Here is an 18,011-nt window from a genome sequence, read left to right as displayed (position 1 = left end):
TCCATTTCTTTTGTTTTGATACTGAAAAGAGCAGAACTCCGTTTTGTTCTTTTTTTTATTTTCCTTGTACAATCAGGTCAACCGGTAATACACGAAGGGGCCTCTTCCTAAGGGAAGGATCGTATTGTACATTGAATTTGATGAAAAGGTAGCATTGGCTTTAGAGGGAGACCACAGTGCAAAGGAATGGTTGATTCATCAGCTAAAGCCGCTGATTGTGTCCTATAGCAGAAAATATGGCGGTCAAGTTGGATGGGATGAGGAGCTATATCAAGAGGGGGCATGGCAGGTTTTAGAAGCCCTACAGGACTTTGACCGAAGCAAGGGCGTTCCATTTCTAGGGTTCGTTACTGTAAGGCTGAAGCATCATTACCAAAACAAGAGGCGGAAAGAAAAAAGCTTAATTTCTTTGGATGAACCTGTAGGAGAAGAACAAGATACCACGCTATTAGACTTTATAGTAGATGAAAGTGTAGACATTGAGGGCGATTATTTGAAGGCAGAAAGCTGGATTGCTTTAAGGGAAGCCATGGGTAGACTAAAGGAACAGGAGCATCAACTGATAGAGGCATACTATTTTAATGGCCGTAAGCTGAAAGAAATTGCAGAGGAAGCGGGAGTTCATTATATTACCGCTGTAAAGCTAAAAGCACACTCTTTAGAAAAATTAAAAAAATATTTAGAAAAACTGGGCTAACTTTTCTTTTCCTAAAACATGTAATAGGTGTAAGGGAGAGGAGGTGAAAAGATGCCAGTGAACATTATGAATCAAAGCTCAAGAGTTCGACTTCGTTTCGTAGAGGGCGTAGATGGAGAAGGTAAAGAAAAGCTTTCTACTAAAAGCTACAGCAATATTAGAAACCAAGTAACGGACGAGGATCTGTATGCAGTAGCTGTAGACATGGCTGGACTTCAAGAAAAGCCATTAAAGGCAGTGATCAGAACAGATGAGAAGGAGATCGTAGCGTAAATTTTGGGGCTATTGACAGTAGCCCAGAGGAGGTGAAACAATGAGAGTATTAGAGCTGAACTTTATCAAGGAAGATGGTAAGGCTGCAAAGATTACCATTGCCAATGCTAGGGAGAATCTTACGCCAGCGGAGGTAAAGGTGGTTATGGAGCATATCATCAGCAAGGATGTGTTTGCCCCCAGCGGCAAGGGTCTTGTAGAAGCAGGAGGTGCTAAGGTGATTACCACACAGGAAGAGAAGCTGGCATTCGCATAGCCATAAAAGCCGAGGGAAACCTTGGCTTTTAAATTGGGTTCGGCATTTGCCGCAGTCTCATTGCACAATTTTATTCTCCCTCTGGTCGATAAAATTGGCATTCGTTGCGTTTGACCTACCATCAATTTATTGCTCCTTCTAGTCGTATAAATTGGGTTAGGTCATAAAGGAGGTGAAAAAATGAACGAGATATTTGGTCAGGTAGCAAATTTAGGCTTTCCCATTGTCATTTCAATCTATCTTTTAGTCCGTCTGGAAGGCAAGGTAGAGAACTTGACGATGAGCATTCATGCCTTAGCAAAATCCATTGACCTATTATCGGTTAAAACACCGAAGGGAATGTGATATAATAAAATAAGATTGATTTTGGGGAAAATAGATTGTGAAGTCGTTGGGAGGAAGCATCGTGGTAGAAATAGAAGGCAGATTGGTAGAAATCATATTTCAGAACGAAGGAAATGGATATTTAGTAGGCATATTGGATTGTGAAGAGGAAGAAGTGACCATTGTAGGCTGCTTACCGGCTCTAAAGGAAGGGGAGGTCATTGCAGCAAAGGGAAACTGGATTGTCCATCCTGTCTACGGTAGACAGCTGGATGTTAAAGAATATCGTCATGTCCAGCCTTCAACCAGAGAAGGGATCTTAAACTATTTATCCTCCGGCGTTATTAAAGGGATCGGAAAGAAAATGGCGGAGCGGATCATCGACCATTTCGGCACAGATGCTCTAGAAATTATCCAGTATGCTCCTCAAAGACTGACGGAGGTATCAGGGATTGGTGAGTCTAAGGCAGAAACCATAGCAGAGGCATTTGAAGAACAAAGAGAGCTCCGAGAGATTATCCTTTTTTTCTCCCAATACGGAATTACCCCAAGCTATGCAGTTCGAATCTATAAAAAATACAAAGAGATGACCATAGCCTATATACAGGAAAATCCCTACCGCTTAGCCGATGAAATCAGCGGCATTGGCTTTAAAAAAGCGGATCAAATTGCACGAGCTATGGGAATCTCTCTAAATTCAAAATATCGAATCCATTCTGGAATTAAATATATGCTGGGGACCTTCCATGGGGAAGGGCACACTTATGCGCCTGGCGACATACTCATAGATCGAACCAGGGAGCTTTTATCTGTAGAAGAAAGTGAAGTGGTGGAAGGTATACAGGAGCTGGCATTGAAGCAAAAAATACAGCTAGAAAGGCAGGATGAAGAAATCATCGTGTATTCCATGCCATATTTCTATGCAGAAACCAATACCTGCAATAAGCTGATAGAGCTTTCTCAAGTAGAATTAGAGCCACTGGAGATCGACGTGGATTATGAAATAGAAAGTATAGAAAAAGAAGACGGGATTGCCCTTGCCACAAATCAAAAAGAGGCCATTCGGCAGTCTATAGAAAACGGTATTATTGTAATCACAGGAGGACCAGGAACTGGTAAAACGACAATTATCAATACCCTAATCAAGGTCTTTGGAAAGCTGAAAAAGAAAATATTATTGGCAGCACCAACAGGAAGAGCTTCCAAGCGTATGACGGAGGCCACTGGAAAGGAAGCAAAGACTATCCATCGATTATTGGAAATGGGCTACAGTGATGATGATGACGGTATGCTATTTCAAAGAAATGAAGAAAATCCACTACCAGCAGATATCATCATCATCGATGAGGTGTCCATGGTGGATATTATGCTGATGAACAGCCTTTTAAAAGCTATATCCGTTGGTACGAGATTGATATTTGTTGGCGACGTGGATCAGCTACCGTCCGTCGGTGCAGGCAATGTACTGCGGGATATTATCGATAGTAAAATTATCAAGGTTGTACGCCTCAATGAAATTTTTCGGCAGGCAGAAGAAAGTATGATTGTAGTCAATGCCCATAAAATAAACAAAGGGGAGTATCCCATATTGAACCATAAGGACAAGGACTTCTATTTTATGTCCAGAAGTCGGTCGGAGGATATCCTCAATACGATCATAGGATTGGTGAAGGAAAGACTACCGAAGCATTATAAATTCGATCCAATCAAAGATATTCAGGTGTTAACCCCCATGAAAAAAGGCGAGGTAGGCAGTATCAATCTTAACAAAGAGCTACAAAATTATTTAAATCCACCCGATAAATATAAGAGAGAGAAAGAACTGCGCGAGAAAGTCTTCCGTGTGGGGGATAAAGTAATGCAGATTAAAAATAACTATACATTAAAATGGGCAAGTCTAGATCCGGACACAGAGGAGCGACAGGGCGAAGGTGTATTCAATGGAGATATGGGATATATACAGCATATTAACCCAGAAGCCCAAGAACTGACAGTTTTCTTCGATGATAACCGCAGTGTGGTGTATACCTATACCCAATTAGATGAGCTGGAGCTTGCATACGCCATTACCATACACAAAAGCCAGGGAAGTGAATTCCCAGTGGTGGTGATGCCTGTCACATGGGGACCGCCAATGCTCTTAACTCGGAACCTTTTATATACAGCAATAACCAGAGCAAGGTCCTTAGTCGTTCTCGTAGGGACAGAAAACTATTTAAACCTCATGGTGAGTAACAATAAGATCGTGGAGCGATATTCTGGTCTTGGAATAAGATTAAAAAAGTTTTATAACTTTATGACCTAACCCAGAGACTGAAGCATACTAAAGACAAGCAGAAATCAACCTTCGAAGAAAGTAAATTTATTATGTTTAGAGGGAGATAAAGTGAAAATTCGAAAGGCATTGGGAGAATACATGGAAGCACTGCTGGAACTCATATATCCGCCTGTAACAATGGAGGATCTTTGCACAGAGAAGATTCCTTTTATTTCAGATCATAGCTGCATTCAATGTGGTAGAGGGCTTAGAATGATGGAGGATGGACCGAAATGTCAGGAGTGTATGGGCAAAGAATACCATTTTCATAGAGCCATATCAGTGGTAAAATATGAGGGAGAGATGAAAGATCTGATATACGCCTTTAAGTATGCCCATCGCACTTATGTAGGAAGAGTTATGGGATGGATGATGGCGGATAAAATAAAAGAAGAAGCCATCGAAATCGACTTAATTCTGCCAGTTCCTTTATATGGGGACAAAGAAAAGGAAAGAGGCTTTAATCAGGCCACTATTTTGAGTAAATATATTTCTAAAAAAAGCAAGATTCCCTTCAATATAGATGTTCTCACTCGAACCAGAAATACAAAGGTCATGCACAATTTAACTAAAAGAGAACGACAGGAAAATGTAACAGATGCTTTTAAAGTGTTGAACAATGGGGTAATAATAAACAAGAACATATTGTTGGTGGATGATATACTGACCACAGGGTCTACTGTTAATGAATGCAGTAAAATACTATTAAATTTTGGAGCGAAGACCGTAACGGTTTTAACATTTGCTAGAGATTAATAAAGTGGGGAGGCGTTGGTGTGGATTTAAGAAATTGTAGTAAGTGTGGCAGGGTTTTTGCATATGTTGGGAATGAAATATGCTCTCGATGTGCAACCTCTGATATTGATGATTTTAAAAAGGTAAAGGAATATCTATACGATAATCCTGGCGCAACGATCGTAGAAGTATCGGAAGAGACAGGGGTAGATGAAAAGAAAATCTTAAGGTACTTAAGAGAAAGTAGAATTGAAATAAGAGAGGCAGACAACTTGCTATTGGATTGCGAACGCTGTGGTAAACCCATACAATCAGGTAGATTTTGCGATAGATGCGTGACAGAAATGCACAAGGAATTTACAGCTGCCGTAGCTCCTTCGAAGTCTAAGGAAGAACTTAAAGTTAAAGATCCAGGAAAAAGAGATACGAAGATGTACATTGCAGACATCAGAAAAAAATATAAATAAACTAAAGAAACACTTCACCTTTGCCGATAATATTATAGAATATTAAATCGGAAAAGATGAGGTGTTTTTTATGAAGATTTTTAATCATTCAAATGTAAATAAAGCAATGCAAATATACAATAATAAGTCCACTGAAAAATTGAAAAAATCAAAGGAAGTGGAAGGGCCAAAGGATGAAATTCAGCTTTCAGATAAAGCAAGGGAATATCAAATTGCGATGAAGGCTTTTAAGAGCCTGCCAGAAACCAGAGAAAACTTGGTGAATGAATTAAGAAATCAAATTACCCAAGGAAGCTATAGTGTATCTGGTGAAGAAATTGCAGATAAGATTGTAGCCAGTGTATTAATTGATAAGAAAATCTAGCTTTAGAATAATGAGGTGATGGGACCATGAAATCGATAGAGCAGCTAAAAGAAACCTTAGTAAAAGAGAACCAATTATACAGTCAGGTTTTAAGGCTAGCAGAAGAAAAAACAAAAGTCATAAAATCGAAGGACTTAAAGACCCTTGAAAATATTACGAAAAAAGAACAGCAATTTATTATGACCATGGGAACCTTTGAGCGAATCAGAAGATCCATACTTACCAATGTTGCAGAGGAATTAAACATAGCGGAAATAGACAGTGTTTCAGAGCTGCTGCTTTTTATCGATGAAGCAGAAGGAAAAGAAATTGATGGGCTGCGAAATGAACTTTTAGAAACCATTCAAAGCTTAAAAAATACCAATAAAGCTAATGAAAAGCTACTGAATCAGAGCTTAGAGTACGTCAATTTCAGCCTAGAGATGCTGACCCGTGTACCGGAGGACGGCAATCGATACAGCAATAAGGCAGAGGAAAATAAAGAAATAAAACCGATCAATTTCTTCGATATGAAGGTTTAAAGGGGGCTATTATAGGATGAGATCAACATTTACAGGATTTACAACAGCAAAGTCCGGGCTCTTTGCATCGCAAAGAGCTTTAGATATTACTGGTCATAACTTGGCTAACGTCAACACAAAGGGTTATAGCAGACAGAGGCTAGAGCAGGTACAAAGTACACCGCTAAAATTAGCTGGCGGGCAGGGAATGCTGGGTACAGGAGTAGATACCACTGCAATACATCAGCTTAGAAATGAGTTTTTAGATTATAAATATCGAGATGAAGCAACAGCTTTTGGATATTGGGATGCAAAGGCAGATGGCTTGGCTTTTATTGAGTCCATTATGAACGAGCCATCGGATACAGGTATCACCAAAGTAATCGATCAGATGTTTGAATCTTTCCATGAGCTTAGTAAAAATCCAAACAATATTACCACGCGAGCCCTAGTTCGTCAGAGAGCAACCACTTTTACGAACTCTGTGAACCATACGTATAATCAGCTGGAAAAAATGGTTGTAGATTATAACTTTGAGGTTCAATCCATGGTAAAAAGCATCAATACCTATGGAGAGCAGATTGCACGTTTAAATGATCAAATTTTAAGGTTTGAAGTAGATGGCAGCAATGCCAACGACCTAAGAGACCAAAGAAATGTGTTGATTGATGAACTATCAAAAATCGTAGATATAGATGTTATGGAAGTTACCAACCCCAGCACGCTAGGGCATAAACAAATGGTAATTAAGGTTGGGGGGAAGCCCCTTGTGTATCATAATGATTTTACCGGTCTCGAGGCGAAACAGAATTTAAAGAAACCTTTCGATGGTATGGATAAATCGATTCATATCTACGATATTGAATGGGCCGACGGAACATCGTTTTATAAATCTGAGAATGTAGATACCGATGTAGATAAAATAGGAGGAGAACTCGGCGCTATATTGACCATGCGAGATGGAAAAGATGGAAAAAACAAAGGGGTTCCACATTATATCAATGAATTAAATAAATTCGTAAAGGTTTTTGCGAACCGAATCAATGAAATTCATCTAAAAGGATACGGATTGGATGGAGAAGCGGGAAGAGCATTCTTTACGGCAAAGGGTATTAGTACGCCTACAGGTGCTGCTACAAAAGATGCAGATGGGAGAGTTACAAGTGTAGACGCTACCGTTGCAGGACTAGGGAATATCAATGCATCGAATATACGAATTTCCTTAGATATAGAAGATCCAAACAATATTGCAGCATCTAAAGAGAAGAATTTGCTGCCAAATGATGGCAGTATTATGCTGGATATCGTGAATCTTAGACACGATCAAGGCATGTTTACTGAAGGAAAGCCAGAGGACTTTATAAAGTCTTTAATAGGAACTCTGGGTGTAGAGAAAGAGGAAGCAGGTAGAAATGCAGACAACCAAGCAGTTTTACTCAATGAAATCGATAAAAAAAGAATGTCCATATCTGGTGTTTCTGAAGATGAGGAATTGGCCAATATGGTGAAGTTTCAACATGCATATAATGCTTCAGCAAGAATGATGACAACCATCGATGAAATGCTGGATGTACTGATCAATAGAATCGGTATCGTAGGCAGATAGGGGGATTGACTATGCGGATAACAAATAATATGATGATTGCCAATATGACCAGAAATCTACAGACGAATATTAGAAAGCTGGACAGAACGCAGCTAGAATATAATACGGGTAAAAAGATTCACAGGCCTTCAGATGATCCAGTGGGCATCACAAGGGTTCTAAAGATAAAATCAGATCGAAGCGAGCTGGCACAGTTCAAGAAAAACGTAGAAGATGCATCCTCTTGGCTAGAGAATACAGAAGGAGCCATACTAGGTCTAGTAAGCGACACAGGAACCCTCGTTAGACTAAGAGATATTATGATACAGGGTGCCAATGGAACCCTTACAGCGGAACAAACAAAAAACATCCAAAATGAAGTTGCACAGATCAAACAGCAGATTATAAGTATGGGAAATACGACTTACTCTGGAAACTATATTTTCTCTGGTAAAAATACAGACAAGCCATTGTTAAATGCGGATGGAACTTATAATATAAACCCTACTCAGTTTTTAGATAAAGGCATTGTTGACCATAGAATCAACTACATGGTAGGTGTAGGGGAAGAACTAAATATTAATACCATTGGAACAGCACTATTTGAGGCTGTGGATTTGTCTATGAATGTGGAACTACCTTCTGCAGTTGGTGAAGTTAAGGAAATAGACTTTCTTGGAGCTAAAATTAAATTAACTGGACTTCCAGCTACCCCTCCAAGTACAGCTACCCCAGAGTATGGTTGGGAAATTAAAATAGGAGACGGAGTCACCTTAACGGGTCCTGAAATTTCTGGAACATACAGCGGAACACCACCTACCCTAGATGTAGAGGCTACAAAGGAAGCTATATATAACGCAGTTAATACTGGTTTTACAGGATTAGATCCGACCCAAAAGGAAGAGTGGAATAAGCTTCTATTAGAAAAAGAAATACCCGTAGATATCAATAATTTAGACTTTAAGACCTTTACAAATAGTGGAGAGGTAAAGGGGATTGTGGCGCAACCAAAGAAAGCAGGGCTCATTAATCTTATAGAGAGAATAGAGCAAAAACTGATCGAAGCAAATTATGAAGAAGTTAGCCAGCTTCTAGGACCATTGGATAAGTTTATAGACAAAGCCCTGGCTGTCCGTGGGGATATCGGTGCGAAGGTCAATCGAACAGAGCTTATTCTGGGAAGAATAGAAGATGATGCTATCAATCTAAGAGAGCTACAATCAAAACTAGAAGATGCGGATCTGTCAGAAACAGCCATTCGATTAATGAATGAAGAAAATGTATACAGAGCCTCCCTACAGGTTGGTGCGAGAATCATTCAGCCAACATTGTTAGATTTTTTAAGATAAGCCAGTCCTAATGAAGAACTTATTACCAATAAAGGATTACGATTCAACATAGGAGATTAAAGTAATTAAAAGCAAAAGATCAGTTTTAATATTTATGGGAGGTTTTGCAGGAAATGGGATCCATACGTAAAAAAATAGTAGTATTATTTGGATTATCAATCTTTACGCTATTGTCAATCTTAGGTTTTTTTGTTTATCAGGAAGTTAGTAATACAATCATGCCTTTAACGGAAAATATGCTCACTCAAATTACAAATGCAAGAAGCGAAGAAATTTCTAAGTGGATCTATGGAAACAGTTATGAGGTTGAAGCCATATCTACGCAGGAAATTATAAAGACCGGCGATTGGGAACAGATAAAGCCTTATTTAGACCACAGAGGAACTCAACTAAGGAAAGACTTTTTATTAATGTGGTTTGCAGACTTAGACGGAAACTTTTACACGACAACCGGTGGCGCTGGAAACATAAGAAATAGAGAAGACTTTAAAGCCATCGTAGATGAAAAGCAAAAAACATACATATCCAATCCAATGATATCTGAAGTAACAAAGGAACCAATCGTAACAATTGTTCATCCTGTAGAAGATGAAAATGGAAAATTAATAGGCGCTTTTGCTGGCGTAATCAAAATTGATAAGCTTTCAGAAATCGCTGGAGAAATTAAGATCGGTAATAATGGATATGGTATGATTGTAGATGGAAAAGGACTCATTATAGCTCATCCAGAAGAAAGAATCAAACTACAATTAAATGTTTTAGAGGCCAAGGAAAAAGGATACGAAGGCTTAGAGGAAGCAGGAGAAAAGATGGTTTTGGGAGAAACCACAACCCAAACCATTACTAGCCCCGATGGGGAAAAAAGCATGTTAATATTTTCTAATATTAAGGGAACACCCAATTGGAGCTTGGCAATAGAAATTCCACTGTCTCAAGTAAGACAAGAAAGTGATAGTGTTTTAAAAACTATTATTATGATGACTTTATTTATTATATTAGTGACATTAATTATATTTTATTTTATATCCGGTAGTATATCCAAACCCATTAAAGAAGGTGCTAGATATGCTCAATATATTGCTAATTTAGATGCTTCTTGCGATTTACCTAAAAATCTTATAGATAGAAATGATGAGATCGGTGCTCTAGCCAAATCCATGCAATCTATCACACTGAGCCTAAGAGAGTTTATAGGTAAAGTAGGTGAATCAGCTGGACAAGTTACGGTATCCTCAGAAGCACTAGCAGCTACATCGACACAATCCTCTATTGCAACAGAAGAAGTAGCAAGAACGATAGAACAAATCGCTGAAGGCGCTACAGATCAGGCCAAAAACACTGAGGATGGTGTAAGGAAGGCTAGTGAATTAGGAGAAGTGATTGAGGCAGAGTTAGACTATATGACTAAATTAATGGGGCAAGCAGATCTAGTAATGCAACTAAAGGATAAAGGAACGGATGTAGTAAATGAATTAACAGATAAAACGAAGGAAAGCACAGAAGCAATTCAGAAAGTATACGATGGAATTATAAAAACAAATGCTAGCTCAGAAAAGATAGATGAGGCTAGTAAAGTAATACAAAGCATAGCAGATCAGACGAACCTATTAGCTCTTAACGCAGCAATAGAAGCAGCACGAGCAGGAGAAGCTGGAAGGGGATTTGCTGTAGTAGCGGAAGAAATAAGAAAGCTAGCAGAGCAGTCCAGTGCTTCTACTAAAGAAATAGAAAAAGTTGTGAAAGAATTACAGGACAACTCAAATATTACAGTGGAAGTTATTAAGAATGTGTCTGAACTTACAAAGACCCAACAAAACAGCGTAGAAACTACCAAATACACCTTTAGTGGAATTGCAGATGCAATTGCATTGACCAAAACAATGATGGATGAACTAAGTACTTCCAGCAAAAATATGGCACAAATGAAGGATGAAATAATCGGCATTATTGAAAATTTATCCGCCATAGCAGAAGAAAATGCAGCTGCAACAGAAGAAGTTTCTGCTTCAACCGAAGAACAATTAGCTTCTATGGAGGAAATTTCTAGTGCAAGCAGAGATATGAATACATTGGCAGAAAACTTACAGGATTTAATAGCTAAGTTTAAAGTCAAATAGTATTTAAGTATTAAGTTGATTCTTAGCCAAGAATTCATATCCGCTATAAAATAAAACAAAAAAATATAAAAAAATTATAAAAAAGGTATAAAGTTAATAAAAATAGTACCGATATATATATTAAGAAAATAAACTTCTTAGTTTACTAAGCCGGCAGTGACCTAAGAAGATTTATAAAAATTGACCTAAAGGCAAGGATGCCGAAGGCAAATACAAAATTCAAGGAGGAATAAATAATGAGAATTAATAACAACTTACAAGCTATGAACACTCATAGACAATTAGGAATCGCTAACAATGGTAGTGCAAAATCAATGGAAAAATTATCTTCTGGATACAGAATTAACCGTGCAGGAGACGATGCAGCTGGTCTTTCTATCTCTGAAAAAATGAGAGCTCAAATCAGAGGACTTGATATGGCTTCTAAAAATGCTCAAGATGGTATTTCTTTAATCCAAACAGCAGAAGGTGCACTAGATGAAGTTCATTCAATTCTTCAAAGAATGAGAGAACTTTCAGTACAAGCAGCTAACGATACAAACGTTGCTGTGGATAGAACAGCTATATCAGATGAAATTAAAGAATTGGTTAAAGAAATTGATAGAATAGCTGAAAAAACAACATTCAATGAGAAAACATTATTAGATGGAACTCTTACATCTGTTAAGTTCCAAATAGGAGCCGACAAAGGTGTAAGTATGACACTTAAAGTAGGAACTATGAAATCTGCTGCCTTAAGTGTAAATGCTCTTGTTGTAGCTTCACATGGTAGTGCGGCAAGTGCTATTGCTAAAGTAGATGCTGCTGTTAAGAAAGTATCTGCAGAAAGATCAAAACTTGGAGCTAATCAAAATAGATTAGAACATACTATTAAAAACTTAGATAATGCTTCTGAAAATATTCAAGCAGCAGAATCTAGAATTAGAGATGTAGACATGGCTAAAGAAATGATGGAGCAAACAAAACAAAGCATTTTACAACAAGCTTCTACAGCTATGTTGGCTCAAGCGAACCAAGCTCCACAAAATGTACTTCAATTATTAAGATAATTAAATGTCTCGTAAATAAAGAAGTCAGAGGAATAATTTCTCTGACTTCTTTATTATATAAAAAAATCAACTATAATACGAGCAGTTCTAGAAAGATGTACCTATTTGCAGGAAAGTATGTTTACTTATTGAATATATTAGATAATTTGCAGACGACTACATAAATTTAATATTTTAATTAAACTTACAATTTTTTAAAGTATTGTGTGGGTATTCTATAAATTTTATAATATAAAATATATATTAATAAGAGGTGTTGTAATTGTACGATCGGAATATGGAGTATCTAGAAAAATATTATCCAGAAACATATAAAGAAATAAAAGATTACAATCTTGATGATAGAAATTATGAAAAATATAAATTAATAGAAAATAAAGATAAAAGCTTGAATATAATAATAAACAATAAGATGTATTTGCATAGTAGATATAATCCAATTAAAGAAGCGAAAATTTGGATTGAAGGTATAACGTTAGAAAATGAGGATTCTATAATAATTTTAGGTTTAGGTTTAGGATATTATTTACAAGATTTAGTAGAAAAATTCAAAGGCAAAAAAATTATAATAATAGAACCTGAAATACATATTTTTTATAAATCTATTAAAATGAAAGATTACTCTAGATACATATCTGATGATAATATAGTTTTTATCATAAATCACGATAAGTACACAGTAAGGTCTTTAATAGAACATTATATAAAAAATAGAAAAATCAAAAACATATATTTTGCTCATCTTCCTTCATATAACAATATGTATGAAGAATATATTAGTGATTTATATAAACAAATAAGATCGTTAGTGAAGTTGATGGAAGGAAATCTCTATACGGAAATAATAAGTTCAAAAAGATGGGTTTACAACATATTGCGCAATATTAAATTCATACCTAAAAATAGTATTGTTGATAAAGTTAAAGATATAATAAAAAATGTTCCTATTATAATTATTTCAGCAGGTCCTTCTTTAGAAAATAATATACATCTATTAAATAAAGTCAAAGAAAAAGCAATTATAATAGCTGTAGGTTCAGCTGTGAATATATTAGAAAAAAACAACATACAACCGAATATTATACTAGCAATAGATGGAAATAAAGCAGAAGGGAACATATTTAAAAATGCAAAGAATCATAATCCGTTATTAATATATGATAATGTTATTTATTATGAATCTTTGCTAGATTATAGTGGACCAAAGATGTGGCTAACATTAAAGTCTGATAAATACATGGATAGATTTTGTGAAAAATTAGAAATTAAATCGAATAAATTTTTAACTGGGGGTTCTGTAGCAAATTTAGCACTTGATTTTGGAAAATGGGTTGAAGCAACGTATATTATCTTTTTAGGACAAGACTTATGCTATACAAAAGAAAAGTTATATGCAGATGGCGCAGTTCATCAAGAACATATTGAAAATAAAGATAAATATATTATAGAAAAGGATATTTATGGAAAAGAAGTATATACTAAAAGTGCTTTTTTAAATTTCAAAAGTTGGTTTGAAGATTATGTTAATTATAATAAGTTAAATAAGGGGATATTCAACTGTACAGAAGGAGGTCTTCCTATACTAGGTGTTCCAAATATCAGTTTTCAAGAGGTAATAGATAACTATTTAATTAAGGAATATAACATAGAAGAAAAAATGAATTATTTACACGAAATTCAAGCCAATATATCTATGGAAGCCTATGAAGAACTTATCTGTAAATATGAGTTAGAGCTAGATCGATGCTTAGTACTATCTAAAGAAAGAATTAAATTATTAACTGAACTAGAAAGCAAATGTGATGAAAGTAATTTTTATAAAATGTTTGATAAAATAACAGAAAAAACTAATGAACTTGAAGAGATAGACTTTTATAAGGACTTTACTGATGAAACAGACAAATTATATAGACAAGCTATTGAGATTGGGACATATAATGCATTAGATCAGATTGATGACGTGGTTAAAAAGAGAGAAAGGCTATTACTAGGATTAAAGGTTCAATATGAAAACATAGATGAGATACTAGAAGTAGCGGTAGCGGCCATCAATGAAGAAGAGATAGAAGAATTATTTTGAAAAAATAATTCTTCTATAGAGAAACAACGTCGACTATACTTGCTCAATCAAATTAAACATATCAAAACACAATTCAATTAATAAAATAATTAAATCTACCATCTCAAGAATAAGCCAGAAAATTAATTTTTTTGACTTATTTTTGTATTTTATGCATAGCAATAAAGAATTTTGTGGGTTATAGTAGAATTATAGTGATATATTTTGATTTTATAGCTGGATATGTTTTATTTAGTATTTAGTGATAGAATTTTGAAGGAAGTGAAATTGCGTTCTGAGAGGTTTAATCATGTATGGAGTAATTAAACTTAAGAAAAGCAGGAGAAAATATGTATGCTGTAAAGTAAAAAGGTACATGTAGTAAACAACTAAGTTTAAGATAGATACAAAAGATAGAAGGATATTTGAAGAACAAGATAATATTTTTATAGAAGCTACTAAAGATGAATGTAAAATAGTTAGGAGTTAAAAGTTGCTTTGTTACTTTTAATATACTATTAAAAAAAATGCTTATTTTGCCGATAAGATATATATATCATTAGAATATTGGAGGTACTATTAATGAAAATAAATATATTAGGAACTACTAAAGAATACGAGAATAGCAGACAGCAAATTGACGATATGTTTGAGTATATTGAAAAGTCTATATGGGATTCTAAACTAATTCTCAGCCACTTAGAGATAGACGGTTTAGAAGTATATTCGGATTTCTCGAATTATTTTGTAGATAATATACGAAACATAAATGAAGTTAATGTAATAACAAGAACTGAAAAAGAAATGTATAAAGAAAATATTGTATCTACCTTAGACTATACAGAAAGAGCAATACCTGAAATAGAAATACTGTCTAATGAATTCTATCAAACACCGACAGGAGATACTTGGAATAAAATGATACAGCTAATAGAAGGTTTAAATTGGATAATAGCATCATTCTCATCTATAGATTCAAAATCTAATTTAAAAGACTTAGTTGATGACTATGAAGAGTGGAATATATATGCTAAGGACATATATTCACTTAAAGAATTAGTATTAGAGCTTGATAAAGTTATAAAAAACAATGATTTAGTAGCCATAGGAGATATTCTAGCTTATGAAGTATCTCCTTTGTTTAACCAAGCAAAAGAAACATTAAAAAAACTAATATAGTGAAAAAATTTTAAATGATTTTAGTAGATAATATTAATATTTTAAACTGTTATTCTAGTTAAATTTTGAATATACAATATATTGAATATAATAATTTTTTCGTTATTAGAAATTGAGTAGTTTGAAAGAAAGTAATTTCTATATGTAAATTAACCAGCACAACCCGTTAAATTATTTATGAGAAAAATATTGTATGATTACTTCGCAGGATAGCATTGATAGTATTGATAGTTTGAGCAGAGGAAAAGATTCACTGAAAAAAGGCAAAAAACTATTCATAACTTTAGAGGTTTTCTAGAAATTTGTGTCAATGATATCCAAAAGATAGAACCCGTATATGAAGAGATAAAAGAAGATATAGCAAAAATTTGCAATGAAGAAAATGAGGGATTACTATGTTAAATAATAAGTCTATTTTGATAACAGGAGGTACAGGCTCCTTTGGTCAAAAATTTATTGAAATGATATTTGAGAAGTATAATCCTCGTAAGGTTATAATTTACTCAAGAGACGAATACAAACAGTTTGTTGTTAAAAATGAATTTCAGAAAAAGCTAACAGGTGAGCAAATGGATAAGTTACGATTCTTTATCGGTGATGTTAGGGATAAAGATAGATTATATAGAGCATTTAAAGATGTAGATTATGTTATTCACGCTGCAGCAATGAAACAAGTTCCAGCTTGTGAATATAACCCTTTTGAAGCGATAAAAACAAATATACATGGAGCACAAAATATTGTTGATGCAGCTTTAGATAGAGGAGTAAAAAAAGTAGTAGCATTATCTACAGATAAGGCAGTAAACCCGATCAACCTATATGGAGGAACAAAATTAGTATCGGACAAGTTATTTATTTCTGCAAATGCTTATTCTGGTGATAACGGTACTGTTTTTTCTGTTGTTAGATACGGTAATGTTGCAGGGAGCAGAGGGTCCGTTATTCCATTTTTTAAAAACCTAATAGAAAAAGGTGAAACAGAACTACCGATTACCGATTTTAGAATGTCTAGATTCTGGATTACTTTAGAAGAAGGTGTAGAGCTTGTTTTTAAAGCTTTAGAAGAATCAAAAGGTGGAGAAACTTATATTTCTAAAATCCCTTCATTTAAAATAACGGACTTAGCTAAGGCTATGCTTCCGAATTGCAACTTAAAAGAAGTTGGAATAAGAGAAGGAGAAAAGCTGCATGAGGTAATGGTTACGAAAGATGACTCTAGAACAACTTATGAATATGATAAACATTATATTGTTTATCCTCATTTTGATTGGTGGAATGTTAAAAACTATTTTACTGAGGGCGGAAAGTTAATAGAAGAAGGATTTGAATATGATTCAGGAGTTAACACAGAATGGTTAGATGTAGAAGATTTAAGAAAACTATTAACTGAGCTAGATATGATGCCTTGTGAAGAATATTTTAGCCTAGAAGTAGCAGTTACTAAACAATAATGAAGTGGGGGATAGGAATGAAAAATATCAAAGCTACAGACAATGAAAAGCTTATAAAAGAAAAGTATAAACCCTACGAAAATGAAGACAGTGATATATTAGCAATTAATGGTGGAAAAGCAGTTAGAGATAATCTACTGCCCTATGGGAAACAATGGATTGACGATAGTGATGTAGAAGCTGTAGTTCATATATTAAAAAGTGATTATTTAACTACTGGACCTAAGGTAAAAGAATTTGAAGAAAAATTTGCGGACTATGTTGGCTCTAAATACGCTGTAGCATTATCGAATGGTACAGCGGCTCTTCACGCCGCTTGCTATGCAGCAGGAATTACCAAAGGAGATGAGGTTATTACCACGCCCATAACCTTTGCAGCTTCTGCAAATTGTGTTCTGTATCAAGGGGGAAGGCCAGTTTTTGCTGATATAGATCCTTTAACATATAATATAGACATAAATGATATAGAAAGAAAGATAACTAAAAATACAAAGGCCATTATTCCTGTGGATTTTGCAGGTCAGCCAGTTGATTTAGATGCTATAAGAGAAATAGCAGATAAATATAATTTAATCGTAATAGAAGATGCAGCTCATTCTTTAGGGTCAGAGTATAAGGGTCAAAAAATTGGCACATTAGCAGATATGACAGAGTTTAGCTTGCATCCAGTTAAGCATATTACTACTGGCGAGGGTGGCATTATTACAACGAATAATTTGGACTTATATAATAAACTATCTTTATTTAGAGCCCATGGAATTACTAGAGAAACACAGCAACTTTTAAATAAAAATGAAGGTCCTTGGTATTATGAACAATTAGAGCTTGGATATAACTATAGGATGACAGATATACAATGTGCCCTAGGGATTAGCCAGCTAAAAAAGCTGGACAAGTTTATAAGAAGAAGAAAAGCATTGGTTCATAAATATAATGAATTATTAAAAGAAATAGATGGTGTAATTAGACCTTTTGAAGCTTCATTTTCAAATTCTAGTTATCACTTATATATTATTCAACTAGAGCTTGAAAAGTTTACAGTAGGAAGAAAAGAAATATTTGAAGCATTAAGGGCAGAAAATATTGGAGTTAATGTTCATTACGTTCCCGTTTATTATCATCCTCACTATCAAAATTTAGGATACAGTAAAGGTCTATGTCCTAACGCCGAGAAGCTATATGAGAGAATAATTACTTTACCACTATTTCCGGCTATGATAGATACAGACTTAGAGGATGTAGTGGTTGCTTTAAGAAAAGTCTTAAATTACTATAAAAAATAAAGGTGA

17 protein-coding genes are annotated in these 18,011 nt (G+C 35.0%); all 17 read left to right on the top strand.

Annotated features, from left to right (window positions below; translation table 11 throughout):
• Positions 1-124 precede the first annotated feature (124 nt).
• The 17 genes from CLOS_RS15360 (at position 125) to pseC (ending at position 18,005) form a co-directional block, all read left to right on the top strand.
• Positions 125-697, top strand: coding sequence for a sigma-70 family RNA polymerase sigma factor (locus CLOS_RS15360; RefSeq protein WP_012160368.1), 573 nt, complete (start codon positions 125-127; stop codon positions 695-697).
• 51 nt (positions 698-748) lie between these two features.
• The gene (locus CLOS_RS13365) at positions 749-970 is read left to right on the top strand and encodes a DUF1659 domain-containing protein (protein WP_012160367.1); all 222 of its coding nucleotides are present in this window, start codon (positions 749-751) and stop codon (positions 968-970) included.
• A gap of 40 nt (positions 971-1,010) precedes the next feature.
• Positions 1,011-1,226 carry a DUF2922 domain-containing protein gene (locus CLOS_RS13360; protein ID WP_012160366.1) on the top strand — a complete coding sequence of 72 codons (216 nt, stop codon included), beginning with the start codon at positions 1,011-1,013 and terminating at the stop codon, positions 1,224-1,226.
• Positions 1,227-1,406: 180 nt separating this feature from the next.
• Entirely contained in the window at positions 1,407-1,571 is a 165-nt protein-coding gene (locus CLOS_RS15700) for a YvrJ family protein (protein WP_012160365.1), read from the top strand.
• A gap of 61 nt (positions 1,572-1,632) precedes the next feature.
• Positions 1,633-3,855: an SF1B family DNA helicase RecD2 gene (recD2, locus tag CLOS_RS13355; protein ID WP_041719386.1), complete on the top strand. Its 2,223-nt coding sequence runs from the start codon at positions 1,633-1,635 to the stop codon at positions 3,853-3,855.
• Between the two features lie 81 nt (positions 3,856-3,936).
• Positions 3,937-4,623: a ComF family protein gene (locus CLOS_RS13350; protein WP_012160363.1), complete on the top strand. Its 687-nt coding sequence runs from the start codon at positions 3,937-3,939 to the stop codon at positions 4,621-4,623.
• 20 nt (positions 4,624-4,643) lie between these two features.
• Positions 4,644-5,069 (top strand): TIGR03826 family flagellar region protein, encoded by a 426-nt coding sequence (locus tag CLOS_RS13345; RefSeq protein ID WP_012160362.1) that lies wholly within the window; start codon positions 4,644-4,646, stop codon positions 5,067-5,069.
• A gap of 70 nt (positions 5,070-5,139) precedes the next feature.
• A complete protein-coding gene (gene flgM / locus CLOS_RS13340; protein ID WP_012160361.1) occupies positions 5,140-5,433 on the top strand; it encodes a flagellar biosynthesis anti-sigma factor FlgM in 294 nt (97 codons plus the stop codon).
• 26 nt (positions 5,434-5,459) lie between these two features.
• Positions 5,460-5,954, top strand: a complete 495-nt coding sequence (locus CLOS_RS13335; RefSeq protein WP_012160360.1) for a flagellar protein FlgN — start codon at positions 5,460-5,462, stop codon at positions 5,952-5,954.
• A 16-nt stretch (positions 5,955-5,970) separates the two neighbouring features.
• Entirely contained in the window at positions 5,971-7,539 is a 1,569-nt protein-coding gene (gene flgK / locus CLOS_RS13330) for a flagellar hook-associated protein FlgK (protein ID WP_012160359.1), read from the top strand.
• Positions 7,540-7,550: 11 nt separating this feature from the next.
• On the top strand, positions 7,551-8,867 hold the full coding sequence (gene flgL / locus CLOS_RS15355; RefSeq protein ID WP_012160358.1) for a flagellar hook-associated protein FlgL: 1,317 nt from the start codon (positions 7,551-7,553) through the stop codon (positions 8,865-8,867).
• 113 nt (positions 8,868-8,980) lie between these two features.
• A complete protein-coding gene (locus CLOS_RS13315; RefSeq protein WP_012160357.1) occupies positions 8,981-10,984 on the top strand; it encodes a methyl-accepting chemotaxis protein in 2,004 nt (667 codons plus the stop codon).
• A 236-nt stretch (positions 10,985-11,220) separates the two neighbouring features.
• Positions 11,221-12,033 carry a flagellin N-terminal helical domain-containing protein gene (locus tag CLOS_RS13310; protein ID WP_012160356.1) on the top strand — a complete coding sequence of 271 codons (813 nt, stop codon included), beginning with the start codon at positions 11,221-11,223 and terminating at the stop codon, positions 12,031-12,033.
• A 277-nt stretch (positions 12,034-12,310) separates the two neighbouring features.
• A complete protein-coding gene (locus tag CLOS_RS13305) occupies positions 12,311-14,113 on the top strand; it encodes a motility associated factor glycosyltransferase family protein (protein WP_198006296.1) in 1,803 nt (600 codons plus the stop codon).
• Between the two features lie 561 nt (positions 14,114-14,674).
• The gene (locus CLOS_RS13300) at positions 14,675-15,271 is read left to right on the top strand and encodes a hypothetical protein (protein WP_012160354.1); all 597 of its coding nucleotides are present in this window, start codon (positions 14,675-14,677) and stop codon (positions 15,269-15,271) included.
• Positions 15,272-15,666: 395 nt separating this feature from the next.
• Positions 15,667-16,722 (top strand): UDP-N-acetylglucosamine 4,6-dehydratase (inverting), encoded by a 1,056-nt coding sequence (gene pseB / locus CLOS_RS13295; protein ID WP_012160353.1) that lies wholly within the window; start codon positions 15,667-15,669, stop codon positions 16,720-16,722.
• Positions 16,723-16,739: 17 nt separating this feature from the next.
• On the top strand, positions 16,740-18,005 hold the full coding sequence (gene pseC / locus CLOS_RS13290) for a UDP-4-amino-4,6-dideoxy-N-acetyl-beta-L-altrosamine transaminase (protein ID WP_012160352.1): 1,266 nt from the start codon (positions 16,740-16,742) through the stop codon (positions 18,003-18,005).
• The last annotated feature ends 6 nt before the right edge of the window (positions 18,006-18,011 follow it).

Origin of the sequence: Alkaliphilus oremlandii OhILAs, from assembly GCF_000018325.1 — a bacterium.
Lineage (GTDB): Bacteria > Bacillota > Clostridia > Peptostreptococcales > Natronincolaceae > Alkaliphilus_B > Alkaliphilus_B oremlandii.
The sequence above is the reverse complement of the archived record's forward strand: the minus strand, read 5'-3'. Positions and strand labels throughout refer to the sequence as shown.

Coding starts and splice junctions, on each gene's coding strand:
- flgK (WP_012160359.1), top strand. CDS start 5,971: ATGAGATCAACATTTACAGGATTTACAACAGCAAAGTCCGGGCTCTTT.
- flgM (WP_012160361.1), top strand. CDS start 5,140: ATGAAGATTTTTAATCATTCAAATGTAAATAAAGCAATGCAAATATAC.
- CLOS_RS13365 (WP_012160367.1), top strand. CDS start 749: ATGCCAGTGAACATTATGAATCAAAGCTCAAGAGTTCGACTTCGTTTC.
- pseB (WP_012160353.1), top strand. CDS start 15,667: ATGTTAAATAATAAGTCTATTTTGATAACAGGAGGTACAGGCTCCTTT.
- CLOS_RS13360 (WP_012160366.1), top strand. CDS start 1,011: ATGAGAGTATTAGAGCTGAACTTTATCAAGGAAGATGGTAAGGCTGCA.
- CLOS_RS13305 (WP_198006296.1), top strand. CDS start 12,311: ATGGAGTATCTAGAAAAATATTATCCAGAAACATATAAAGAAATAAAA.
- CLOS_RS13300 (WP_012160354.1), top strand. CDS start 14,675: ATGAAAATAAATATATTAGGAACTACTAAAGAATACGAGAATAGCAGA.
- CLOS_RS13335 (WP_012160360.1), top strand. CDS start 5,460: ATGAAATCGATAGAGCAGCTAAAAGAAACCTTAGTAAAAGAGAACCAA.
- pseC (WP_012160352.1), top strand. CDS start 16,740: ATGAAAAATATCAAAGCTACAGACAATGAAAAGCTTATAAAAGAAAAG.
- flgL (WP_012160358.1), top strand. CDS start 7,551: ATGCGGATAACAAATAATATGATGATTGCCAATATGACCAGAAATCTA.
- CLOS_RS13310 (WP_012160356.1), top strand. CDS start 11,221: ATGAGAATTAATAACAACTTACAAGCTATGAACACTCATAGACAATTA.
- CLOS_RS15700 (WP_012160365.1), top strand. CDS start 1,407: ATGAACGAGATATTTGGTCAGGTAGCAAATTTAGGCTTTCCCATTGTC.
- CLOS_RS13315 (WP_012160357.1), top strand. CDS start 8,981: ATGGGATCCATACGTAAAAAAATAGTAGTATTATTTGGATTATCAATC.